A 22,233-nucleotide genomic window follows, 5' to 3' on the forward strand; every position below is an offset into this window, starting at 1 on the left:
ATGCCTCTGGATGTTCGCACGGGCTGCCGATGCCGGAATTCTCGAATGGAGAAGACGCGGAATGAAAATTCTTGCTCGGTCGGCGCTGCTGCTGGCGGCGCTGTTGGTTGTCTCGCGTCCGGCCGAGGCGCGGCTGTTCGATCCTCAAACCTTTACTCTGTCGAATGGGATGGTCGTTGTGGTGGTGCCCAACCACCGCATTCCGATCGTCTCGCACATGGTGTGGTACAAGGTCGGTGCCGCCGATGAGGTCGAGGGTAAAAGCGGGCTTGCCCACATGCTCGAACATCTGATGTTCAAGGGTACGCCGTCGGTTCCCCCCGGTGATTTCTCGAAAATCGTGTCGCGCAATGGCGGCCGCGACAACGCCTTCACCAGTTCCGACTATACCGGCTATTTCCAGAATGTCGCCGCCGACCGGCTGGAACTGGTGATGCGGATGGAAGCCGACCGCATGGCCAATCTGACGCTGGATGAGGATAATTTCCGTACCGAGCGGGCGGTGGTGCTGGAAGAGCGACGTTCGCGCGTCGGCAACAATCCGGCGGCACGACTGGCCGAGCAAATGGAAGCATCGTTGTTCCTCAACAGCCCCTATCGCCGCCCGGTGATCGGGTGGGAATCCGAAATCGCCGGGTTATCGCGCGAGGATGCACTGGCGTTCTATCGCCGCTGGTACGCTCCGAACAATGCTGTTCTGGTGGTGGCCGGAGACGTCGATGCCGAGACCGTCCGCCCCCTGGCTGAGAAATATTACGGTGGTCTGGCTCGCGCCGACACCCCGCCCCGCCTTCGTACCGAGGAACCGCCCCCGGAAGCGGCCCGACGCGTTACCGTCGCCGACCCTCGTGTCAGCCAGCCGAGTTGGAGCCGTCTCTATCTTGCCCCCAGCCAGCGGACGGGCGAGTCGAGGCTGGCCCAGCCGTTGGAGGTTCTGGCGGAAATCATTGGGGGCGGCACGACCTCGATTCTGTACCGCTCCCTGGTGGTCGATCAGGGATTGGCGGCCCATGCCGACGCGGCCTATGACCCGGTTGCCGTCGGTCTGACCAGTTTCCGTATCGGCGTGGTGCCGCGCCCCGGTATAGGCCTGGACAAGTTGGAAGCGGCGATCGAGCGCGAGATTGCCCGCATCGCACGAGGCGAAATCCCGGCCGAAGAGGTTGAACGGGCCAAGACCCGCCTGCGCGCCAGCGTCGTTTATGCCCGCGATTCGCTGCATACCGGAGCCCAGGTGCTGGGCGAAGCGTTGGCGGTGGGGATGGCGGTTGAAGACGTCGAATCCTGGCCAGACCGGGTTGGCGCCGTGACTCCGGCCCAGGTGGCCGAGGCTGCCGCCAAGGTTCTCGATGCCCGTGCTTCGGTTACTGGCATGCTGTTGCCGATGTCCGGGGCCGCGCCTGTGCCCGCCGCCTTGCCTGCCGCTCTTCCCGTCACTCGGGGGATTCGCTGATGTCGCGTCTGATCGCCGTTTTCGCTCTGATGCTGGGGGTGGTCCTGACCGGGCTATCCGCTCCCGCCGCCGCCGTCACCGTCGAACGGGTGGTTAGCCCCGGCGGGATCGAGGCATGGCTGGTACGCGACCATTCCAATCCGATTCTGGCGATGGAGCTGTCCTTTCGCGGCGGCGCGTCGCTCGATCCCGACGATAAATCCGGTCTGGCGATGATGACCGCCGCCCTGCTCGACGAGGGCGCCGGGCCATATGAGTCGCAGGCGTTCCAGCGGATGCTGGAAGACCGGGTGATCGGCCTGTCGTTCGATGCTGGCCGCGATAGCTTCCGTGGCCATCTGAAGACCCTGACCGAGCATCGAGACACCGCCTTCGACCTGTTCCGGCTGGCTCTGACCCAACCGCGTTTCGATGCGCCTGCGGTCGAGCGGATTCGTGGCCAGATCGTCGCCGGGCTGATGCGCGAATCCGAGAGTCCCGAGGTTACCGCATCCAAGGCGTGGTTCCAGGCGGTGTTCGCCGGTCATCCCTATGCCCGTTCGCCGCGTGGCGAAATCGCCTCGATCAAGGCGGTGCGGGTCGCCGATCTGCGTGGTGAGGTTCGCCGTCTTCTGGCCCGCGACCGGCTGACGATCGGCGTGGTTGGCGATATCGACCCGCCCGAACTGGGGCGGTTGCTCGATGCCACTTTCGGCGGTCTTCCGGCGACCTCGCCGCCGCTGGCGGTGCCGGAGATCCGTCCCGGCGCGGCTGGTCTGGTGCGGATGATCGAGCGTGATATTTCTCAAACGGTCGCGACCTTCGGCCTTGCCGGGATCAAGCGCGACGATCCCGATTGGTACGCCGCGACGGTGATGAACCACATTCTGGGGGGGGGCGGCTTCGCATCGCGTCTGACCGAGCAGGTCCGCGAAAAGCGCGGTCTGGCCTATTCGGTGTGGACCGGGCTGGTTCCACTCGACCATGCCGGGGTGATCCTGGGCGGTGTCGCCACCGAGACCAGCCGGTTCGACGAGTCGGTTGCTCTGATCCGCGAGGAGTTCCGCAAGCTGCGTGACGAGGGGCCGAGCGAGGCCGAACTGGCCGATGCCAAGACCTATCTCAACGGCTCGTTTCCGCTTCAGCTCGATTCGACCGTCGCGATCGCTCAGGTTCTGGTCCAGCTTCAGAACGATCGGTTGGGGCCGGACTTTCTCGACCGCCGCCCGGCGCTGATCGCGGCGGTGAGCGCCGACGATATCCGCCGCGTTGCCGCTCGTCTGCTCGATCCCGCTGCCCTGACCCTGGTTTCGGTTGGCCGCGTCACGAAGTAACACCAACTGGCCAACGCCTCAAATCGAGGGTTGGCCAGTATAAGTCTTGTGCGTGCGGGTCAGATTTATCTCCGCCCGAACAGCTTTTCGATGTCGTTGAGGCCGAGGATGACGTGAGTAGGGCGGCCATGATTGCACTGGCCGGACAGGGGGGTTGTCTCCATCCGGCGCAACAGTGCGTTCATTTCAGGTAGACTGAGCCGCCGTCCCGCTCGCACCGAGCCATGGCAGGCCAGGGTGGCGCAAACGTCAAGCAGGCGATCTGACAGGGCCGTCGTCGCTCCCCATTCCGCCAGTTCATCGGCGAGATCCCGCACCAGCCCGGCGACATCGCTCATTTCGCCCAACAGGGCGGGCACCTCGCGCACCACGACCGCTCCGGCTCCGAACCCCTCGATCACCAGCCCCAGCGCGGCCAATTCCTCGATCCGTTCGACCAGCCGCGCCACCGCCGGTTCGCCCAGTTCGACCACTTCGGGCAACAGCAAACCCTGGCGGGCGACACCACCTTCGGCCAAGGCCTGCTTCATCCGTTCGAACACCAGCCGCTCGTGTGCGGCGTGCTGATCGACGATGACCAACCCGGTCTGGGTTTCGGCGACGATATAGGTGTCGTGCAGCTGCGCCCGTGCCGCTCCCAACGGATAGTCGGTGGCGGCATGAGCGGAATCCGCTATTCCGGCGTCTCCCGACGGGGCGGCGGGGGGAAGAAACAGGCCGGGAATCGACTCGGCCAGACCGGGAAAGGCTCCACCTAGTGGAGCCTGAGCGGCTTGTCCCGCCGACAGGGCCGCTGACGGCGGACGCGGCGGCGGCGACCAGGACGAGACCGGCCGATATGGTGCCGCGGTGGGTGAGGGGGGGCGGCCCAGCGCCCCTAAGGCATCGTTGGTCAGGGTCGAAGTCGCCCGGTGTCCGGCGGCGGTCAGGGCGTGACGGATTGCGCCGACGATCAGTCCGCGCACCAGCCCGGCATCACGAAAGCGAACCTCGGCCTTGGCGGGGTGGACGTTGACGTCAACCTGATCGGGGTCGAGGTCGAGGAACAGCGCCACCACCGGGTGACGGTCGCGGGCCAGAACGTCCTGATAAGCGCCGCGCACCGCACCGATTACCAGCCGGTCGCGGACTGGGCGTCCGTTGACGAACAGGTATTGTTGGGCGGCGGTGGCGCGGTTGTAGGTCGGCAGTCCAGCCCAGCCGGTCAGGCGGACGCCTTCGCGCTCGGCGTCCAGCGCCAGGGCGTTGGCCTCGAACTCGCGTCCGACTACCTGGGCCAGCCGCGCCAATCGTGCCGTCTCGCCTCCCCGCGCCGGGAGGTCGAGCGACCGCCGCCCGCCATCGCTCAGTGAAAAGGAAATGTCGGGATGGGCCATCGCCAGCCGTTCGATTACCTCGATCGCATGGCTGGTTTCGGTGCGCGGTGCTTTTAGGAATTTCAGTCGGGCCGGGGTGGCGAAGAACAGGTCGCGGACTTCAACTCGGGTGCCGGGAGGATGTGCCGCCGGTTGCGGCTCGCCCTTCTCGCCGCCTTCGACCGTCAGGCTCCAGCCTGAATCCGCCCCGCGCTTGCGGCTGGTCAGGGTCAGTCGTGCCACCGAGCCGATCGAAGGAAGTGCCTCGCCGCGAAAGCCCAGAAAGCGAATGCGGACCAGATCGTCGTCGGGCAGTTTCGAGGTGGCATGGCGTTCGACCGCCAGCGCCAGTTCGTCCGGAGCCATGCCAGCACCATCGTCGCTGACCGAGATCAGCGACTGGCCCCCTTCGGCGAGGACGACATCAATCCGTTTGGCCCCGGCATCCAGGGCGTTTTCGACCAGTTCCTTGACCGCCGAAGCGGGGCGTTCGACCACTTCGCCAGCGGCGATGCGGTTGACCAGCGTGGGGGGGAGAAGACGTATCGGCATCGCGACACTGTAACGCGGCCCGTGTCGTGGATGCCAGTAAACCCTTATCCCAGGCCGCCGATCCGCTCGAACGTCGTTGCCGCATCGTCCCAGCCCCAGCCGCGTTGCTGGGCCAGGGCGGCGCGGTGTTGACGCCACCATAGATCGTCGTCGGCCAGAACCTGGATCGCCGCCGTGGCGAAGGCGGTCTCGCCCTTGACGCAAAATCCGGTTTCGTTGGCGATCACCCGCTCGGACATGCAGGCGATGTCTTCCAGGACGACCGGCAGCCCCATCGCCTGGGCCTCGGCCACCGCCGAACAAAATGTCTCGCCGATATCGCCACGATAGAGCAGGGCGCGGGCGGCGCTCAATTCTTCTACCAATTGCGCCTTGGGTACCGGACCGCGCAGCACTACCCCCCGGTCAGCCAAAGCCGCGGCACGGTCGAGCACGACGCTCATCCGATCGGCCTTGGCGGCTCCGGCCGCGCCATAGGTGGCGGCTCCGGCGAAGATGTGCAGTTCCGCTCCCGGCACCGCCGGGCGGATGCGTGACGCCCACAGCTCCAGCAGCCAGTCGAGCGACCGCAGCGGGTTCGAGGTAAAGATTGCTCGTGGCGGCGGCACCTGCTCGCGGGCGGTGGCGTGGCGGAACAGATCGGTGACGCCATAGGGCACGATCTCACGCCCACCGGCAAAGGCCCAGCCGGGATAGGTTCCGGCCTGGCTGGCTCCCGAAAAGACGATCACCGGGCGGCGGAGCGCCAGTTTCCACTGATAGCGCGCCTTCAGCAGATATCCGGCCGGGTTGTGAATCCAAAAGATCGAGCGGCGCGCCTTGGGGCACAGCCGGATCAGCTTGTCGCCGCGATTGGCGATGTAGAGATCGGCCGACTCAGGCACGCCCTGGTCGATTGGACGCCACCGCACGCCGCGATGCGTGCGCTCGGTCGGGCATTTGTTGCAAACGACGACTTCGTGGCCGCGTGCGGCCAGGGCGTTGGCCATTTCGATGAACGAGGTTTCGGCCCCGCCCATCGGCCTTTCCTCCAGGCTGGCACCGTCGAAGACGATGCCGTCATCGGTCATGACGATGCGGGCCATGGGTCAGTCCTTTTCGAGCTTGGCCTTGAGATGCGACAGCATCGGATAGAGCGCGGCACAGGTGGCGATGATGAAGCCATGGCCACCCTCGCGCCAGCCGCCGCGCCGGATGTAGCATTTGAAGAAACGGCTGACCATCCGCCGCAGATTGCTGGCGGTCGATCCCCAGGTCTCGCCGCGTTCGCGCAGGTCACGGGCGCGTGCGGTGGAATAGGCGTCCAGCCGCCGGATCATGTCCGAGATATTGCGGTCAACGTAATGGAGCAGCCGGTTTTTCAGCATCGGCCCCTTGGTCCCTCGCCACGTCAGGGAGGGATGCACCCGGTCGTCGCCCCAGGTTTTCGCGGTGCGGCGGAACAGGCCGGGATAGGCGGCCTTGCCATAGCTGGCCCCCCAACCGCGTCGAACCAGACGGTCGCCGATGAAATTATCGACCGGAATTTCGTGCCAGTCGAAGCGAGATGCGGCGATCACCTCGCGGATCTCGGCGGCCAAGGCGGGGGAAACATGCTCGTCGGCATCGACTTCCAACACCCAATCGCCAGTGCAGGCGGCGATGCCCGCGTTACGGCGGCCGCCTTCGCGTTCCCAGCCGCCTTCGACCAGCTTTGCCCCGAAACCGCGCGCGATCTCGCCCGAGCGGTCGGTGCAGCGGTCGAGCACCACCACCAGTTCATCGACGAAGCCCAGCTTCTCCAGGCAGGCAGTCAGCCGCGATTCCTCGTCATGGATCACCACCAGGGCCGACAGACGCGGCGCGGCGCTCATCGTCCGTTTCCCCGCCAGCGCGGAAAAGGACGTTGGTGCGCGTGAGCCAAAGCCGCGCGATAGGTCGCCAGGGTTTGTTCCATCCGGTGGTCGAACCGCATCGTCGTCTCGGCCAGACAGCGCGCTCGCGATGCAATCGACTCGGCGCGGGGGCGGTCGGTCATGACCGCCTCCATCGCCTGCGCCAGTGCCGCCGGGTCCGCGGCGGGCACCAGCCAGCCGGTTTCTCCGTCCGACACGATTTCGGGAACGCCGCCGACTTCGCTGGCGACCACCGGACGGCCGACGGCAAAAGCCTGCACCGCCACGCGCGGCTGCGCTTCGGTCAGCGACGGAATCACCACGGCGTCGGCGGTTCGCATCAGCACGGCGACATCGTTGCGGTAGCCGGTGAAGACGACCCGGCCACCGAACGAGCGGGCGCGGTCGTGCAATGCCTGATCATAGGCGGCGGATTCGGCGGTGGCCGAACCGACGATCACCAGCGTCGGGGTCCGTCCGTTGGCCTCCAGCCGGGCCAGCGCTTCCAGTAGATGGTCCTGCCCCTTGTCGGGGCGGATCATGCCGACGCACAGCCAGACAAAGGCGTCGGCGGCTAGTCCCAGCCCGGCGCGCATTGTCGTGCGCTCCAGCGGCGCGGCAGGGGAAAAGAACGAATCGTCGGCCCAACCGCCGATCGCGGTGGCGCGGCGAGGGTCCGCCAGCCCATCGGCGACCAGATCGGCACGGGTACAATCGGCGACGGTGATGATGTGATCGGCCCCCAGTCGCCACTGCATCCGGCGGATCGGCGACGGCTTGAGCGGCTGGTTGACATGGCGTGACCGCACCACGGCGCAGAGGTCGAGACAGGTCGCGGCGACCTTGGCGTCACGGGTGACATGGGTGTCGATCAGCTCGATTCCACGTCCGATCACCATCCGGCGGAATTCCCGTACCGATGAGGGCCGCCATGGCCGGTCGAAATCGAAATCGAGCAGCGGCAATCCCTCGGCTTCGGCTCGCGCCCAGGTCTGGCCATCGGCAGGGGTCGCCAGCCAAACCGCATGGCCGTTCGCCTTCAGCCAGCGCACCTGTTCAACGGTGCGATGCTCCATGCCGCCCCAATTGCGTCCGGGAATGGTATGCAGGATGTGCAAGGACAAGACTCCGTGTCAGGACAGGATAAAGCGGCGCCAGGGTGCCTGCGGTGGCGGCGGCGGCAGGGTCACCGCTTTTAATCCTCGCTCTGTCACCCCTTCCAGCAGCAACCGCATCAGGGTCACGGTGACCTGCGGTTTAAACTCGGCGCCGGGTCGTTCGTTGATCGGCTGGTCGTGCATCAGCAGGATGCCGCCGGGCAGGCGCGGGTCGGCCAGCAGGCGGTCGGTCTCGCGGCGGCATTCGGTTTCGACGTCGGCGGAAGAGTGGCAGCGGGTCGGGATCATGTGATCCTCGGTCGATGGCCCCCAATGCACCACCGCGCAGCCGGGCCGCCAGTGCGCCAGGGTGCGGTGAACGCGAGGATTGCGCCAGCCGCCGTTATAGGGCAGCCGGACCAGATACGGATCGGGCGTCGGGCGGAACTGGGCCAGCAGCGCTTCGCACCTGTCCATGTCGGCGATCAGCCGCTCGGGACTTTCGCGGTCGAGCCGAACATGGTCCCAGCCATGGGCATAGATCGCGTGCCCGCGTGCCACCGTCTCGGCGATCAGTTCGGGGGCCAGCACAGCGCGACAGCCGCTCATGAAGAAGGTGGCCCGTGCCCCGAAGCGGTCGAGCAGGTCGAGCATTGCGGGCATGGTGTCGGGCATCGGGGAATCGTCAACGGTGATCGCGACCGTTGACGGATCGGACAACTGGCGCAGAACCGGCCGCCACTGTCCCAAGGACCAGGAAATCCGCACGTTTTCCCCCACGAGAACCACAGGCGGCGGCATCCTGCCATGCCCGGCGGGGTGCGGCAACCGACGATGAAATGCCGGGCAAGCGGAAGCGGTCAGCCCGGACGGGTCTGACCGCTTCCGCGCACGACATATTTGAAGGTGCACAATTGCTCGACGCCGACCGGACCGCGCGCATGCATCTTGCCGGTCGAGATCCCGATCTCGGCCCCCATGCCGAACTCGCCGCCATCGGCGAACTGGGTCGAGGCATTCCACAGCACGATGGCCGAATCGCAGCAATTGAGGAAAGTCTCGGCCGTTGCCGTGTTCTCGGTGATGATTGCCTCGGTATGGTGCGAGCCGTGGGTGTTGATGTGGTCGATGGCACCATCGACGCCATCGACGACTTTCACCGAGATGATCGCGTCAAGATATTCAGTCCGCCAATCGTTCTCGTCCGCCGGGGCGACACGGGGATCGACCGCCTGCGCGGCCGCATCGCCACGCACCTCGCATCCCGCCGCCAGCAAATCCAGCACCAGCGGGGCCAGATGAGTCGGGGCGACCGCGCGGTCGATCAGCAAGGTTTCGGTCGCGCCACAGATGCCGGTCCGCCGCATCTTGGCGTTCAGCACCACCTTACGCGCCATCTCCAGATCGGCGGCGGCATCGACATAGGTGTGACACAGCCCTTCGAGGTGATGGAACAGTGGAATCCGGCTTTCCTCGACGACGCGGGCCACCAGAGACTTGCCGCCGCGCGGCACGATCACATCGATATAGTCGGACAGCCGCAACATGGCCCCTACGGCGGCGCGGTCGGTGGTCGGCACCATCTGCACCGCGTCGGGGGACAGACCGGCGCTTGCAAATCCCTTGGTCAGCGCCGCCATGATCGCGCGGGCGGAGCGAAAGCTTTCCGAGCCACCTCGCAGGATGCAGGCATTGCCCGATTTCAGGCACAACCCGGCGGCGTCGGCGGTGACGTTGGGGCGGCTTTCATAGATGATCCCGATCACGCCCAGCGGCACCGCGACCCGGCTGATATTCAAGCCGTTGGGGCGGGTCCAGTCGGCCAGAACACGGCCCAGCGGATCGGACAGCGTTGCGATCACTTCCAGCCCCGACGCCATCGATTCAATTCGCGCCGGGGTCAGGGTCAGACGATCGATCATCGCTGCCGACAGGCCCTTGGCGGTGGCGGCGGTGACGTCCTCGCGGTTGGCTTCGGCGATCGCGGCGGCATCGGTGCGGATCGCGGCGGCGGCCAGACTGAGCGCCCGGTTGCGCCGGTCGGTCGGTGTCTGAGCCAAAGTGCGCCCGGCGGCGCGGGCGCGACGTCCCATTTCGTTCAGCGTGGCTTGGATTTCGTCGGACATCTCTATCCCTCCACCACCAGATCGTCGCGATGGATCAATTCGTCGCGACCGTGAAAGCCCAGAATTTCTTCGATCTCCGCCGATTGGCGACCGGCGATCCGCCGGGCGTCTTCGGCACCGTAGGCCGACAGGCCCCGTCCCAGAGTGTGGCCGTCGCGGGACTGAACCAGCACGCAATCGCCTCGCTCGAAGCTCCCCTCGACCGCGACGACTCCGGCAGGCAGCAGCGAGCGCCCGTGGCGCAGGGCGCGAACCGCCCCGTCGTCGAGAATCACCGCTCCGGTCGGACTCATCGATCCGTAAATCCATTGCTTGCGGGCAGTACGAGGCTCCGCCGAGGGCAGAAACCAGGTGCAGCGTCCTCCCGCTTCGATCTCCGCCAGCGGGTTCATCGCCTGTCCCCGCGCAATCGCCATCCGGCAGCCCGCCGACAGGCAGATCTTCGCCGCCGCCAGTTTGGTGACCATTCCGCCCGAGCCATAGGCCGAGCCGGGATCGCCCGCCATCGCTTCGATTTCGGGGGTCAGGTCGTGTACTTCGGGGATAAAGGCGGCATCGGGGTCTTTGCGCGGGTCGGCGGTGTACAGCCCGTCGATGTCCGAGAACAGCACCAGCGCGTCGGCCGAGACCATCTGTGCCACCCGTGCCGCCAGCCGGTCATTATCGCCGAAGCGGATTTCGGCGGTCGCAACGGTGTCATTTTCGTTGATCACCGGCACCGCGCCCAGACGCAACAGTGTTTCCAGGGTGGCGCGAGCGTTGAGATAGCGGCGGCGATTATCGGAATCGTCCAGCGTCAACAGAACCTGGGCGACAGTCAGGCCGTGACGGGCCAACGCTTCTTGATAATCGTGGGCAAGGCGGATCTGGCCGGTGGCGGCGGCGGCCTGCTTTTCTTCGAGCTTCAGCGGCGGCGTCAGGCCGAGGCGGCGGCGACCCACCGCCACCGCGCCCGAGGAAACCACGATCACCTCTTGCCCGCGCTTGCGGCAGGCAGCGAGGTCGGCGCAGACCGATTCGAGCCAAGTCCGGCGGACCAGACCGCTGGCCTCATCGACCAGCAGGGACGAGCCGATCTTGACGATCAGCCGTTTCGCTTCAGCGAGCGGACCCGTCATCGAGATCGTCGTCATCGTCTTCGTCCCCGTTTTCGTCGTCATCCCAGATCCATTCGCCGTCTGGGCCGTAATGTCCGGCATCTTCTTCGTCATCGTCATCGTCCTCATCGGCAATGGCGGTGGCGAACAATGGCGTGGCGCGCTTGGCCGCTCCGATTGCGCCCGATGCGGCCAGAATGCCCGGTTCGGCCTCGCGGGCATCGCGGATATGAAGGAACAACCGCGACAGAACCGGCTTCAGGCCGATCCCCGAGACGCCGGACAGCGGCAACACTTCGGCTCCGCATGCCTCGGTCAGGGCGGCCAGCTTTTCCTCGATCTCTTCCGGCATCAGCGAGTCGCACTTGTTGAGCGCAACGACTTCGGGCTTTTCGGCCAAACCGCCGCCATAGGCCGCCAACTCGCCCCGCACGATCCGATAGGATTCGGCAACATCGTCGGCGGTGCCGTCGATTAAATGGAGCAGAACCCGGCAGCGCTCGATATGGCCGAGGAAACGGTCGCCGATCCCGGCGCCTTCATGCGCGCCCTCGATCAGGCCGGGGATGTCGGCGATCACGAATTCCTCGTCGCCCAACGTTACCACGCCCAGATTGGGATGCAGGGTGGTGAAGGGATAGTCGGCGATCTTGGGTCTGGCCCGCGTGACGGCAGCCAGGAATGTCGATTTCCCGGCATTGGGCAGGCCGACCAGACCGGCATCGGCGATCATCTTCAGCTTCAGCCAGATCCAGCGTTCCTCGCCCGGCCAGCCTTCATCGGCGCGGCGCGGTGCCTGATTGGTCGATGTCTTGAAATGCAGATTGCCGAACCCGCCGTCGCCGCCAGTCAGCAACACGATCCGCTGCCCCGGCTGGGTCAGATCGGCGAGTACGGTTTCGCGGTCCTCGTCGAGAATCTGGGTGCCGACCGGCACTTTCAGGGTAACGTCGTCGCCCTTGCCGCCGGTCTTGTTGCGGCCCTGGCCGTGATTACCCTTCTGCGCCTTGAAATGCTGCTGATAGCGGTAATCGATCAGGGTGTTCAGATTGGCGACGCATTCCAGAATGACATCGCCGCCACGACCGCCATCGCCGCCGTCCGGTCCGCCGAACTCGATGTACTTCTCGCGGCGAAAGCTGCAACAGCCTGCTCCGCCGTCGCCGCTCTTCACGAAGATTTTGGCCTGGTCGAGGAATTTCATCGCGGGGATTCTCTGGAAAGGAGGGTCACCAGGGCGGGGCTGACATGGCGAACAGAAACCAAAAGGGGGAAACGGTTCCCCGTTCCCCCCTTGGCAAAACGAAATGCGTTCCGGGAACGGCGCGCTATTCAGCGGCCTCCGGCAACGGCTCGACCACAACGAAGGTGCGGCCCTGAGCCTTGTGACGGAACGCGACGCGACCCGGCGCAGTGGCGAACAAGGTGTGATCCTTGCCCATGCCGACATTGGTGCCGGGATAGTAAACGGTGCCGCGCTGACGGATGATGATGTTGCCGGGGATTACCAGTTCGCCGCCGAACTTCTTGACGCCGAGACGCTGAGAATTCGAATCGCGACCGTTACGCGACGAACCGCCCGCCTTTTTATGAGCCATGGTCCAAACTCCTGCTGACGGCCGGGCTTATCAGCCAGCCGTGATGTCGGTGATGCGCAGGATCGTCAGGTCCTGGCGGTGGCCGTTCTTGCGGCGGGAATTCTGCCGACGGCGCTTCTTGAAGATGATGATCTTTTCGCCACGTGCCTGAGCCACCACAGTGGCAGTCACAGCGGCACCGGACACCAGCGGAGCGCCGATCTTGTCGCCGACCATCAGGACCTGATCGAGAACGATCTCGCCCCCGGCCTCGCCAGCCAGCTTCTCGACGCGGATCACGTCGTCCTTGGCCACCTTGTACTGCTTACCGCCGGTCTGGATGACTGCGAACATGACGATTCTACCTGAGCATAAGGAATGACGCCGCGCAAGACACATAGCACCCCGCGCGAGAGGGCCGCACTATTACCGGGGCGGGATCAAGAGTCAACGTCTTTGTGGTGGGGCGGTCAGACGACGAGCGGAGCGAGCGAGGATTTCCCTGCGAAATTGGTCGTCAGCCTCGGGCCAGGCGGCGATCTCGTCGGTGGTGCGTCCGCAGCCGGCGCAGCAGCCGCGATCGAAGTCGAGGTGGCAGCGGGAGATGCAGGGCGATTCGGGGGGGAGCTTCGACATCGGGGGCCTGTGGCTTTGACGCTGATGGACCCTGTACAGATGGGAAGGCCGGTCTGCGGAGAAAAGAGAGGCGGCAGCGCAAAGACGGAGTTACGCTTCGTTTTCCCGGCGCGGAAGACGAAGGCGGGACAAATAAGGGGGATGCGATGCTGCAAGGTAAGGTTCTGGTTGCCCAAGGTGGCGGCCCGACGGCGGTTATTAACCAATCTTTGGTTGGCGCGGTGCTGGAATCGCGCAAATTCCGCAATGTCGATCTCGTTTACGGCGCGCATCATGGCGTGCGCGGCATCGTCGATGAAGAGTTCTTCGACCTGACCCAGGAAACCAGCCACAATCTTGAGATGGTGGCGCAGACGCCATCCTCGGCGTTGGGCTCGACCCGCGACAAGCCCGACCTGAAATATTGCCAGGAGATCTTCAAGGTTCTGAAGGCTCATGGCATCGCCTATTTCTTCTATACCGGCGGCAACGATTCCTCGGACACGGTGCGGATCGTCAGCGAGCAGGCGCGGCAGGCTGAGTATCCACTTCGCTGTATCCATATCCCGAAAACAATCGACAACGATCTGGTCCATAACGACCACACGCCGGGCTTTCCTTCGGCGGCGCGCTTCGTCGCCCAGGCGTTCATGGGGGTCAATCTCGACAATACCGCGTTGAAGGGGGTCTATGTCGCGGTGGTGATGGGACGCCATGCCGGGTTCCTGACCGCGGCTTCGGCTTTGGGCAAGAAATTCCCCGATGACGGTCCCCACCTGATCTATATCCCCGAACGGACCTTCTCGGTCGATCGCTTCCTCGCCGATGTGCGCGAGACCTACGACCGCCATGGTCGCTGCGTGGTGGCGGTGTCCGAAGGCATTCATGACGAGAACGGCGCGCCGATCATCACCAAGTTGGCCAAGGAGGTCGAACACGACCAGCACGGCAACATCCAATTGTCGGGAACCGGGGCGCTGGCCGATTTGCTCTGCCACGAGATCAAGGAAAAGCTGGGGATCAAGCGGGTCCGTGGTGACACCTTCGGCTATTTGCAGCGTTCGTTCATCGGTTGTGTTTCCGATGTCGATCAGCGCGAGGCCCGTGAGGTCGGCGAGAAGGCGGTCCAATATGGGATGTGGGGGGATCGCGACGGATCGGTGACGATCCAGCGCACCGGCTTTTATTCTGTCGATTACGCCCTGATGCCGCTTGACGCCGTTGCGGGCAAGACCCGCGTGATGGAGGACCATTTCATCGCGCCCTCGGGGACCGATGTTACCGACGCCTTTCGGATGTATCTGCGTCCGTTGCTGGGGTCGGGAATGCCCGACGCCTTCCGCCTGCGTCACAATTCGGTGCCGAAGATCCTTGGGCGCGCGGCGGACTGAACGAGGTCCGATCGGGGGGGATGTCCTCCCCCCGATCGGCACATGAGGGCACCGGGATAGGGGATTAGCTGCGGCGGAACGAAGAGAAAATGCGGCGGCAGAACGCGGCGATTTCGGTCGGCGGGGTGCCCTGGTTGATTCCGTCCGCCTTGGCCCGTTCGATGAACTTATCGACGTAATCGAGGTTGCTGCTCAGCCCGAACGAGCGGCGGAAGACCTCTGGTCCGAGTATTTCATGAATGACCAGCATCATCACGACCAACTGTTCCGCGCGCAGGCCCAGTTCGCCGATCAGCCGCTTTGCGGGCAAGCCGCCGACCTCGGCTAATTGTCCCGTCAGCCGCACCGTCTGTTCGGGATGAGGCAGCGCGGCCCGCACCTCTGGAGTCAGCAGGATCAGAGTGAATGCCTCGGGCCGCAGCCGCTTTTGATCGGCGGTCAGGATGTCGGCAATCCGGGCGCGGTTGTCGCCACCGAGCGCGGCGGGCGCGGCAATGGGGGGCGGCGGGAAAGACGACGGGACAGGGGCCGGCGATATGGTCGGAAGCGGAACCGCGCCGGTCAGGATATCGAGATCTGGTTCGGGCAGGGTTGAGGGCGGTGGCGGATTAGATGGGTTCTCGCGCAGTTTCTGGATGTCCTCGGGGATACGGTAATCGAGGATGCGCGCTCCCATGCGTCGCACCAGTTGCGGCGATAGGGTCGAATAGTCCGACACCAGCGCGACTTGCCAATCGTGGCGCAAATGCTCTTTGAAAGAATCGTAGAGGATCTCGCCCCGGCTGCGGCGCGGCGGCGGCGGCGGCGAGATCAGGTGGCTTAACCGCTCGAACAGGCCGTTTTTGGCTTTGTCCTGCGTCCGATCGGTCTTGCGTAGCGGCCGCGATACCCCATCCAGCCGCTTACGGAATTGTCGCTTGGCGCAGGTCCGCACCACCATTGCCACCACTTCGTCGAGCGTCCGGCCACAGGCTAGAGTTGCGTCGGCCTGCTCGATCGGGGTGTTGCGGCGGTCAACCAACAAGTCGCTAAAGCGTTGAGGGTCGGCTCGGAACGCCTTGAGACAGCGATCGAGGAGCGCCGGGTCATCCAGAACCCGTTCGAGTACGCCCCGGCGCGGCAGCTTCTTTAACTCCGGCACCATCTGCGCCAGCACTTCCGCCACAGGCCCTTCAAGCGTCAGGTTGATCCGTCGGATCGCCTGGGATCGGGGCGAGGAAGGAGAGCGTGGCATGGGGGGCATCCATCGCTGGTCGATGATGAGTGGAATAAGAGAAGGGTACGGGGATTGACCCGTCCGAGTCTAGGGGTCGCGACGGGAGCGGTGTCCGAAGCGAGCGAAAACACTGCGCATGAAGATCGCGCACTCAATAACCCCGGAGTTCGGTCCGATGCCGTGGAGACGGGCGCGGGCCAGGATGCGGTCCAGCAGTTCGGGATCGGCGCGGGGGCCGAACAAGCGACCGAAAACGATGGTTCCGATGCAATCGTGCGCCACCACCAGCATCACCGCCAGTTGGTCCTTGCGCAGTCCCAATCCTTCGACCAGGGCAAGCGCCGAGACGCTGCCGACTCCGCGTAGGATATCGGCGATGGCGCGGACATTATCGGGATTGGGCACTGTCGCCCGGACCTCGGGGTCAAAAAACACCGGGGTGAACGCTTCGGGCCGCAGCCGTTCCTGATTCTCGCACAGGATTTCGGCCGGGTGGGCGGTCATCGGGTGCCTGCGTTTTGGATGCAGGGTCGTGCCCGAGATCGCGTTGAATTCGGTTCGATCGGTCTGTGGGGGGAGAGGCTCAGTGAGTCTCGCGTCAGGATCGGCGATCAGCCGGGCCAGACTGGCTGCCTCGCGAGCTTCGAGCAATCTGGCACCGATCCGGCGGACGAGCGACGGCTCCATCCCGGCATAGGTCGGGACCAGTGGAACCTGCCAGTCGTGCAGCAAATAGGCCTTGATGGAATCGTATAATTCGTCGGCGCGGTTGGGAATCTCGGAGACACGCGGGGTTGGGGGCAGGGTGCGGCGAAAGAAGCGCTTGGCGGCGGTACGGACCACCATCGCAATGACTTCACCTAAGCTGCGACCGCAGGATAGCTTGACCGATTCGTCGGTGACGGGGCGTTTGCGTTCGTCAACCAGGATGGTTCGGAAGCGTTCCGGCTCGCGCCGGAACACATCGAAGCAGCGCGTGAGCAGCCCCAGGTTGTCCATGATGTGATCGTAAGCCCGATCACGGGGGAGGACGTTCAGCTCTGGCAGGAACTGCCCCAAAATATCGACCACCGGACCTTGCAGGGCAAGATTGACCCGAAAAACTGCCATTGCGGTGTCGGGTGTGGCGGTCATTGTGTCTCCCATGGTCGGCTCCTTCCGGCCGGGAGTACCGTGTGACGGACGTCGTGTCTTCGTCTTTGCGGACTGAAATCGGCTCTCAAAAAGAGAGTTACACGCCAGACGTAGACATTATCTGTTAAGCCGATCACACTTCTTCGTTTCGTCACGGGGCGATTGGGTAGTGGTGTCCGGCTGGCGACAGGGTGAAGATCTCGCAGCCAGTGGCGGTGACGCCGATCGAATGTTCGAACTGCGCCGACAGCGATCGGTCCTTGGTCACGGCGGTCCAGCCATCGGCCAGGATCTTGGTTCCGGGGCGACCGGCATTGATCATCGGCTCGATGGTGAAGATCATTCCTTCGACCAGTTCGATGCCTTCACCGGGGCGACCGTAATGCATAATGTTCGGCGGTTCATGGAACACGCGGCCCAGTCCGTGCCCGCAGAAATCGCGCACCACGGAAAAGCGGTGCTTTTCGACGAAGCTCTGGATCACATGGCCGATATCGCCCAGCGTTGCTCCGGGCCGCACCACGTCGATGGCGCGCATCAGCGATTCGTAGGTGATCTCGACCAGCTTGCGCGCCTTTACGCCGACCTTGCCGACATAGTACATCCGGCTCGAATCGCCGTGCCAGCCATCCAGGATCGGCGTGACGTCGATATTGACGATATCGCCTTCCTCCAGCCGCTTGTCGCAGGGAATGCCGTGGCAGACGACATGGTTGACCGAGGTGCACAGCGACTTCGGATAGCCGCGATAGCCCAGCGGCGCGTTGACGCCGCCGCGTTCGGTGATGAACGTCGAACCCAGTCGGTCCAGTTCTTCGGTCGTGACACCGGGCACGACGTAGGGGCCGATGAAATCGAGAGCTTCGGCGGCCAATTGTCCGGCCCGGCGCATCGATTCGAAATCGGCGGGGCCATAGATTTGGATGCGGGAGGAATCCCTGTCTTTGCGTTCCATCGTTCGTTCGCGTCCGTCCGTGCCGGGGAAATAAAAAAGTACCGCACCCCGCCCTAGGGTAGAATCAGCATATATCAGATCGTAACGGTGTCGTCGCCTTTCATCCCGGCGTCTCTGTGTCGCGATATTGTCACGGATCGGGGGCCCACCCGGTCAGGGTGATCAGCTCCAGCGTTGCCGGGACACGGCCATCGTCTCCGGCGAAGGTGCGGCGATAGCCCTCGACCGCACCGAACAAGGTGGCGCGGCGGGAAAGACCGCGACGGCGCTCGGTTTGAGCGTTGGCCTCGCCCATTCCCCGCAGGTCGGCAAGCAGGCGGATCGGGTCGGCGTAGCGAACCGAGATGGTTTCCGCATCGGCCACCGGCTGGATGAATCCGGCGCGGGGCAGCAGCGCCCCCAGGGTCTTGATATCGGCGAAGGGGGCGACGCGTGGGCTGGCTCCGCCCTCGGCGGCAAGTTCGGCTTCGATCAACGACTGACGCAGCTCGGCCAGGGTCCCCGCGCCGGGCAGTGCGGCCAGCAGGAGTCCCCCCGGTTTGAGAATTCGGCGAATCTGGAGCAGGGTTCCTGGCAGATCGTTGACCAGATGCAGCGACAGACAGGACAGAACCAGATCGAAACTCGCGGGGGCAAAGGGCAGCCATTCTTCGTCCACCGCCAATGTGGGGTGTCCGTTGGCAGCGGCGCGAGACGCCATCTTCGGCGACAGATCGCATTGGATCAGATGCTCGATCCCGCCCCGTCCCTGAAGAGCGGCGGCGATTTCACCGCCATGGCAGCCAAGATCGAGGGCGACCGGAAAGCGGCGCGTCACGTCGTCCAGCCGGTCGGCCAGCCGGTCCGCGACCTCGGACACCATGAAATCGTGATTGGAGAAGATGGCGGCGGCCCGATCACGGTTACGCCGCACCGACAGGCGATCAAATATCTGCATCGGCGGGTTATCGCATGACCCGGCGGCAGAGAAAAGAGGCGGGTTACGTGTGTCGGTGGGGATGTCCCCGGCCTCAGGCGTCGGGGGCGATCAGCTTGCAGCTTTGACCGGATTTGCCGAGGCGCTTGCACGCGGCGCGGGCCTGACTTTCATTGAGGCCAGCCAGGCGGGCGCGATAGACCGGCTTGTTTCCCTTAAGCTTGTTGATGTCGATCGACCCTTTTGCCGCCAGCTGTCCAAGGGTGCGAGCGGCCTGGGCGGCAGCCTGCTGGGCGGGGCGGTAATCCTTGAACGCGCCAACCTGGATGGTCCAGGCGGGGGCGTTGTCTGCGGCGCTGTTGCGCCCCTTGTGCCCCTTGGCCTGAGAGGAGGTCTTGGCCGACGCGACCTTGAAATTGGCGGTCTTGGTGACTTTGGCGTGGGCGGTTTTGACCGCCTTGGCCTTTGCCTTGGCTTGGGCCGGTTTGGCGGCGGCCTTGGCCGCGGCGACCGCCCCGGTTGCCTGGGCGGCGGCAACCAGACTGTCGATGTCCGATGTGTCGTCGGCGGATGGGGCGGCGGCAACCTCGATCGACTCGCCGGTTTTCATCCGAGCAAAGCCCTTGTCGAGCAGTTCCTTCATATGATTGTCGCGCGAGGTTCCCGATGCGCCGCCGAACACGACGCCGATGATGCGTTGGTCGTCGCGCCGGGCCGAGGAAATCAGGTTGAAGCCCGACGCCTGGATATAGCCGGTCTTGATTCCATCGGCACCCGGATACCGCAGCATAAGCCGGTTGTGGGTGTTGATAGTCTGGCCTTTCCAGACGAACTGGCGAGTCGAGAAATAGCGATAGGAACCGGCATGGCGGTTGATCATGGCGCGGGCCAGGATCGCCTGATCGCGCACGGTGGACATCTGGCCCGGATTGGGCAGGCCCGACGCGTTGCGATAGACGGTGCGGGTCATCCCCAAGGACGCCGCCTTGCGGGTCATCATCTGGGCGAATTCGGCCTCGGTGCCGCCAATTCCCTCGGCGGCGACGACGGCGGCGTCGTTAGCCGATTTGGTCACCAGGGCAAGGATGACGTCGCGCACCGCGATCGTCTCGCCGGGGCGAAGTCCCAGCTTTGACGGGGCCTGGCCTGCCGCATGGGCCGAGACCGACAGCCGGGTGTCGAGATTCATCCGGCCGGATTCCAGTTCGTCGAACAACAGGAACAGCGTCATGACTTTGGTTAGCGAGGCCGGGTAGCTGCGAATATCGGGGTTGGCCGCATGCAGCACCTTGCCATTGCTGGCATCAATCACGATCGAGGCGTAGCGCGCCGCCCAGGCTGGAGTAGCCACGAGCAGGAAAATGGCGACGAGTCCCAATAGAGCGGGGCGAAGAAAAGGGAAAGCCCCTTGGCGTCTCGATTGCAAGGTCTCGACCTGTCATTCAGCGTGACGAAATTGGCGCAATGGCGGAAAACCTTAAAGAATTTAGCAATACGTGTCTAGCTTGGCGGCCGGTTATTTTTCTGTCAGGGTTGCTTGCGTCGGTCGAACGGTGAATTCCCGATGTGGAGGAAACAGCATGACGGGACGTTCCGGCCTTTGCCTCGCCTTGGTTTTATCGCTTTGCGCCTGCACATATGATGGCGGTGACATCGGCAATCCTTTCACGAGAAAGGTACAGTGGTATTCCTTTATCGGAGGTGACGACATCCAGGCGTCTTGCGCCGCCGGATCTGCCGAGCAAGTGCGGCTGGTCTATAATGCGGTGTGGGGCGAGCAGGTTCGCATCTATGAATGGGATGGGGGTACTCGCGATCTGCGTATCCGGGTGATCGGCCCCGGTAACCTGACCGGCCTGACCTCGGATGATATCCTGGCTCCCTGGCGTGCCGTTGAAACCCGCGTGCCGCTGTCGGCCGAGGCGCGAACCGGGTTAGATACCGCCCTGGCCGAGGCCGGTGGATTTGGTCCCCCGGCGGTCGGGCTTGATCTGCCCTCGCACGGCTATTACTGGGCGGCGGCGACCTGCCGCGACGGACGCTTTACTTTCACCGGCTGGCGTTGGCCGTCGGATTCCTTTGCTGCCGCGCGGTTCCCGGCCTTGCTGTTCGCGCTCGATCCCAGTCGTGCCGAGGTGCGGCCCCCCGCCGACCAGACTCTCGATCTGCAATGGGAGGACGATGTTCGCCGCGGCGTTGCCGCACCGTTCCTGTTAAGCGTCGGCCGGAACGGGCGTGTGCGCTGAACGCGATGCTGCACCTGCGAATGAATCATTGACTTTTCCGCCACTATTGCGCGATAGTTCTGGATGCTGCGTTGCAGCATCACGCCGCTCCGTAACGGCGGCGTCACGTTCGTTCGAGGGAGGGGAGACATGACCACTGTGAAAGCCAAGTCGGCTAATGACGAGGACCCCGTGAGCAGTCCCGCCGCATCCGCCCCCAAGGTCGCGAAATCACCCGCCGCCGCATCCCAGGCCGTGCCCGCCGTCGCGCCGGTGGCGGAGGCGATCTCCGCCGTTCAGGCCGAAGCGGTCAAAAGCCTGGGAGAGGCGGTCGTCGTCGGCAAGGAAACGATCGAATCGGTGGTGAAGGTTTCGACCGACGTTGCCACCAAGGGCTATGACAAAGCACTCGACCTTGGCCGCGATCAGGTCGCCGCCGCCGTCAAGGCTCACGGTGCCGCCTATCAGGGCTACGAGGACGCGGTTGCCTTCAACCGCGATACCGTCGAGGCTTTCGTCAAGGCCAGCACTATCCTGACCAAGGGGTTGCACGATCTCAGCCGCTCGCTGCTGGGGTTGACCCAGGTGGTGATCGAGGAAAACGTTGCCGCGTCCAAGGCTCTGCTGGGAGCCCGGACTGTCCAGGATCTGATCGAGGCCCAGGCCGGGCTGACCCGTCTCGGTTTTGATCGGGTTGCCGAGGAAAGCGTCCGCCTGTCCGGCGATTCGGTGCGGTTGATCGAGGACGCGATCGCTCCGATCAACGAACGGGTCAATGCCGCGCTCGACCATCTGCTCCACGCGGCCTGAATTTCTGTCGCCGGGGGACAAATCGCACGGCCCGGTGGGGGAAACCCCCGCCGGGCCGTTCTTCATTCGACCCTTTCCGCACAAGGGGGCTTTTCGTTCGACGATCCGACCCAATATGATAGGAGTACGGAATTCGTGACTACCGCACCGGGGAGGCTATGAGCGAGGACGGCAACGACAGGCGCAACGGAGACGGCGGGCAGACCGGCGTGGTCATCAAGACCCGCCCGAGAACCCGCAAGCCGTCGATGTACAAAGTGCTGATGCTGAATGACGATTACACTCCGATGGAGTTCGTCATTCAGGTCTTGGAGCAGTTCTTTTCGAAGAACCGCGAAGAGGCTACGCGCATCATGCTTAGCGTCCATACCCGAGGTGTCGGTATCTGCGGTGTGTACACATATGAGGTGGCGGAGACCAAGGTAACCCAGGTCATGGATCTGGCTCGCCAAAATCAGCATCCGCTGCAATGTACGATCGAGAAGGAGTAGTCCGGCCCGCCGGCCACTCCCTGCCAGGAAGGATCG

The 22,233-nt window shown here is 64.4% G+C and carries 22 protein-coding genes; 6 read left to right on the forward strand and 16 right to left on the reverse strand.

Annotation, left to right across the window (positions count from 1 at the left end):
• The first annotated feature begins 61 nt into the window (after positions 1-61).
• Entirely contained in the window at positions 62-1,453 is a 1,392-nt protein-coding gene (locus tag PHAMO_RS11785; protein WP_002729634.1) for a M16 family metallopeptidase, read from the forward strand.
• On the forward strand, positions 1,453-2,766 hold the full coding sequence (locus PHAMO_RS11790) for a M16 family metallopeptidase (protein WP_002729635.1): 1,314 nt from the start codon (positions 1,453-1,455) through the stop codon (positions 2,764-2,766). The genes PHAMO_RS11785 and PHAMO_RS11790 overlap by 1 nt, the downstream gene beginning before the upstream one ends.
• Positions 2,767-2,831: 65 nt before the next feature.
• On the opposite strand, the gene mutL is transcribed toward PHAMO_RS11790, so the two are convergent.
• From mutL to PHAMO_RS19020, 11 genes are all read right to left on the reverse strand, one after another.
• Positions 2,832-4,673 (reverse strand): DNA mismatch repair endonuclease MutL, encoded by a 1,842-nt coding sequence (mutL, locus tag PHAMO_RS11795; RefSeq protein WP_002729636.1) that lies wholly within the window; start codon positions 4,671-4,673, stop codon positions 2,832-2,834.
• Positions 4,674-4,717: 44 nt separating this feature from the next.
• Positions 4,718-5,758, reverse strand: coding sequence for a glycosyltransferase (locus PHAMO_RS11800; protein WP_002729637.1), 1,041 nt, complete (start codon positions 5,756-5,758; stop codon positions 4,718-4,720).
• Between the two features lie 3 nt (positions 5,759-5,761).
• Positions 5,762-6,526 carry a glycosyltransferase family 2 protein gene (locus PHAMO_RS11805; protein WP_002729638.1) on the reverse strand — a complete coding sequence of 255 codons (765 nt, stop codon included), beginning with the start codon at positions 6,524-6,526 and terminating at the stop codon, positions 5,762-5,764.
• Positions 6,523-7,665, reverse strand: a complete 1,143-nt coding sequence (locus tag PHAMO_RS11810; RefSeq protein WP_002729639.1) for a glycosyltransferase family 4 protein — start codon at positions 7,663-7,665, stop codon at positions 6,523-6,525. Before PHAMO_RS11810 ends, PHAMO_RS11805 begins: the two co-directional genes overlap by 4 nt.
• A 15-nt stretch (positions 7,666-7,680) precedes the next feature.
• On the reverse strand, positions 7,681-8,433 hold the full coding sequence (locus PHAMO_RS11815) for a polysaccharide deacetylase family protein (protein ID WP_235720834.1): 753 nt from the start codon (positions 8,431-8,433) through the stop codon (positions 7,681-7,683).
• Positions 8,434-8,504: 71 nt separating this feature from the next.
• The gene (locus PHAMO_RS11820; protein WP_002729641.1) at positions 8,505-9,770 is read right to left on the reverse strand and encodes a glutamate-5-semialdehyde dehydrogenase; all 1,266 of its coding nucleotides are present in this window, start codon (positions 9,768-9,770) and stop codon (positions 8,505-8,507) included.
• 2 nt (positions 9,771-9,772) lie between these two features.
• Positions 9,773-10,930 (reverse strand): glutamate 5-kinase, encoded by a 1,158-nt coding sequence (gene proB, locus PHAMO_RS11825; RefSeq protein WP_235720835.1) that lies wholly within the window; start codon positions 10,928-10,930, stop codon positions 9,773-9,775.
• A complete protein-coding gene (gene obgE / locus PHAMO_RS11830; protein ID WP_002729643.1) occupies positions 10,869-12,071 on the reverse strand; it encodes a GTPase ObgE in 1,203 nt (400 codons plus the stop codon). The genes proB and obgE overlap by 62 nt, the downstream gene beginning before the upstream one ends.
• Positions 12,072-12,195: 124 nt before the next feature.
• The gene (gene rpmA, locus PHAMO_RS11835) at positions 12,196-12,465 is read right to left on the reverse strand and encodes a 50S ribosomal protein L27 (RefSeq protein ID WP_002729644.1); all 270 of its coding nucleotides are present in this window, start codon (positions 12,463-12,465) and stop codon (positions 12,196-12,198) included.
• A 30-nt stretch (positions 12,466-12,495) separates the two neighbouring features.
• Complete coding sequence (gene rplU, locus PHAMO_RS11840; RefSeq protein WP_002729645.1) at positions 12,496-12,798, reverse strand: 50S ribosomal protein L21; 303 nt, start codon at positions 12,796-12,798, stop codon at positions 12,496-12,498.
• Positions 12,799-12,891: 93 nt separating this feature from the next.
• Positions 12,892-13,080, reverse strand: a complete 189-nt coding sequence (locus PHAMO_RS19020) for a DUF1289 domain-containing protein (RefSeq protein ID WP_081504511.1) — start codon at positions 13,078-13,080, stop codon at positions 12,892-12,894.
• A gap of 146 nt (positions 13,081-13,226) precedes the next feature.
• Between PHAMO_RS19020 and PHAMO_RS11845 the strand changes: the two genes are divergently transcribed.
• A complete protein-coding gene (locus tag PHAMO_RS11845; protein ID WP_002729646.1) occupies positions 13,227-14,450 on the forward strand; it encodes a 6-phosphofructokinase in 1,224 nt (407 codons plus the stop codon).
• A 64-nt stretch (positions 14,451-14,514) separates the two neighbouring features.
• Here the strand turns inward: PHAMO_RS11845 and PHAMO_RS11850 are convergent, their stop codons facing one another.
• The 5 genes from PHAMO_RS11850 to PHAMO_RS11870 all read right to left on the reverse strand — a co-directional run bounded on the left by PHAMO_RS11850 (position 14,515) and on the right by PHAMO_RS11870 (position 20,022).
• Positions 14,515-15,684, reverse strand: coding sequence for a hypothetical protein (locus tag PHAMO_RS11850; protein ID WP_002729647.1), 1,170 nt, complete (start codon positions 15,682-15,684; stop codon positions 14,515-14,517).
• Between the two features lie 69 nt (positions 15,685-15,753).
• Positions 15,754-16,812, reverse strand: coding sequence for a hypothetical protein (locus PHAMO_RS11855; protein ID WP_002729648.1), 1,059 nt, complete (start codon positions 16,810-16,812; stop codon positions 15,754-15,756).
• A 139-nt stretch (positions 16,813-16,951) separates the two neighbouring features.
• A complete protein-coding gene (map, locus tag PHAMO_RS11860; RefSeq protein ID WP_002729649.1) occupies positions 16,952-17,755 on the reverse strand; it encodes a type I methionyl aminopeptidase in 804 nt (267 codons plus the stop codon).
• 130 nt (positions 17,756-17,885) lie between these two features.
• Entirely contained in the window at positions 17,886-18,692 is an 807-nt protein-coding gene (locus PHAMO_RS11865; protein WP_002729650.1) for a methyltransferase domain-containing protein, read from the reverse strand.
• A 73-nt stretch (positions 18,693-18,765) separates the two neighbouring features.
• Positions 18,766-20,022 carry a D-alanyl-D-alanine carboxypeptidase gene (locus PHAMO_RS11870; RefSeq protein ID WP_235720836.1) on the reverse strand — a complete coding sequence of 419 codons (1,257 nt, stop codon included), beginning with the start codon at positions 20,020-20,022 and terminating at the stop codon, positions 18,766-18,768.
• Between the two features lie 229 nt (positions 20,023-20,251).
• Between PHAMO_RS11870 and PHAMO_RS11875 the strand changes: the two genes are divergently transcribed.
• The 3 genes from PHAMO_RS11875 (at position 20,252) to clpS (ending at position 22,197) form a co-directional block, all read left to right on the forward strand.
• Complete coding sequence (locus PHAMO_RS11875) at positions 20,252-20,917, forward strand: hypothetical protein (RefSeq protein ID WP_002729653.1); 666 nt, start codon at positions 20,252-20,254, stop codon at positions 20,915-20,917.
• Positions 20,918-21,046: 129 nt separating this feature from the next.
• Positions 21,047-21,706: a phasin family protein gene (locus PHAMO_RS11880; RefSeq protein WP_002729654.1), complete on the forward strand. Its 660-nt coding sequence runs from the start codon at positions 21,047-21,049 to the stop codon at positions 21,704-21,706.
• Positions 21,707-21,864: 158 nt separating this feature from the next.
• On the forward strand, positions 21,865-22,197 hold the full coding sequence (gene clpS / locus PHAMO_RS11885; protein ID WP_002729656.1) for an ATP-dependent Clp protease adapter ClpS: 333 nt from the start codon (positions 21,865-21,867) through the stop codon (positions 22,195-22,197).
• Positions 22,198-22,233 lie beyond the last annotated feature (36 nt).

Origin of the sequence: Magnetospirillum molischianum DSM 120, assembly GCF_000294655.1 — a bacterium.
Lineage (GTDB): Bacteria > Pseudomonadota > Alphaproteobacteria > Rhodospirillales > Magnetospirillaceae > Phaeospirillum > Phaeospirillum molischianum.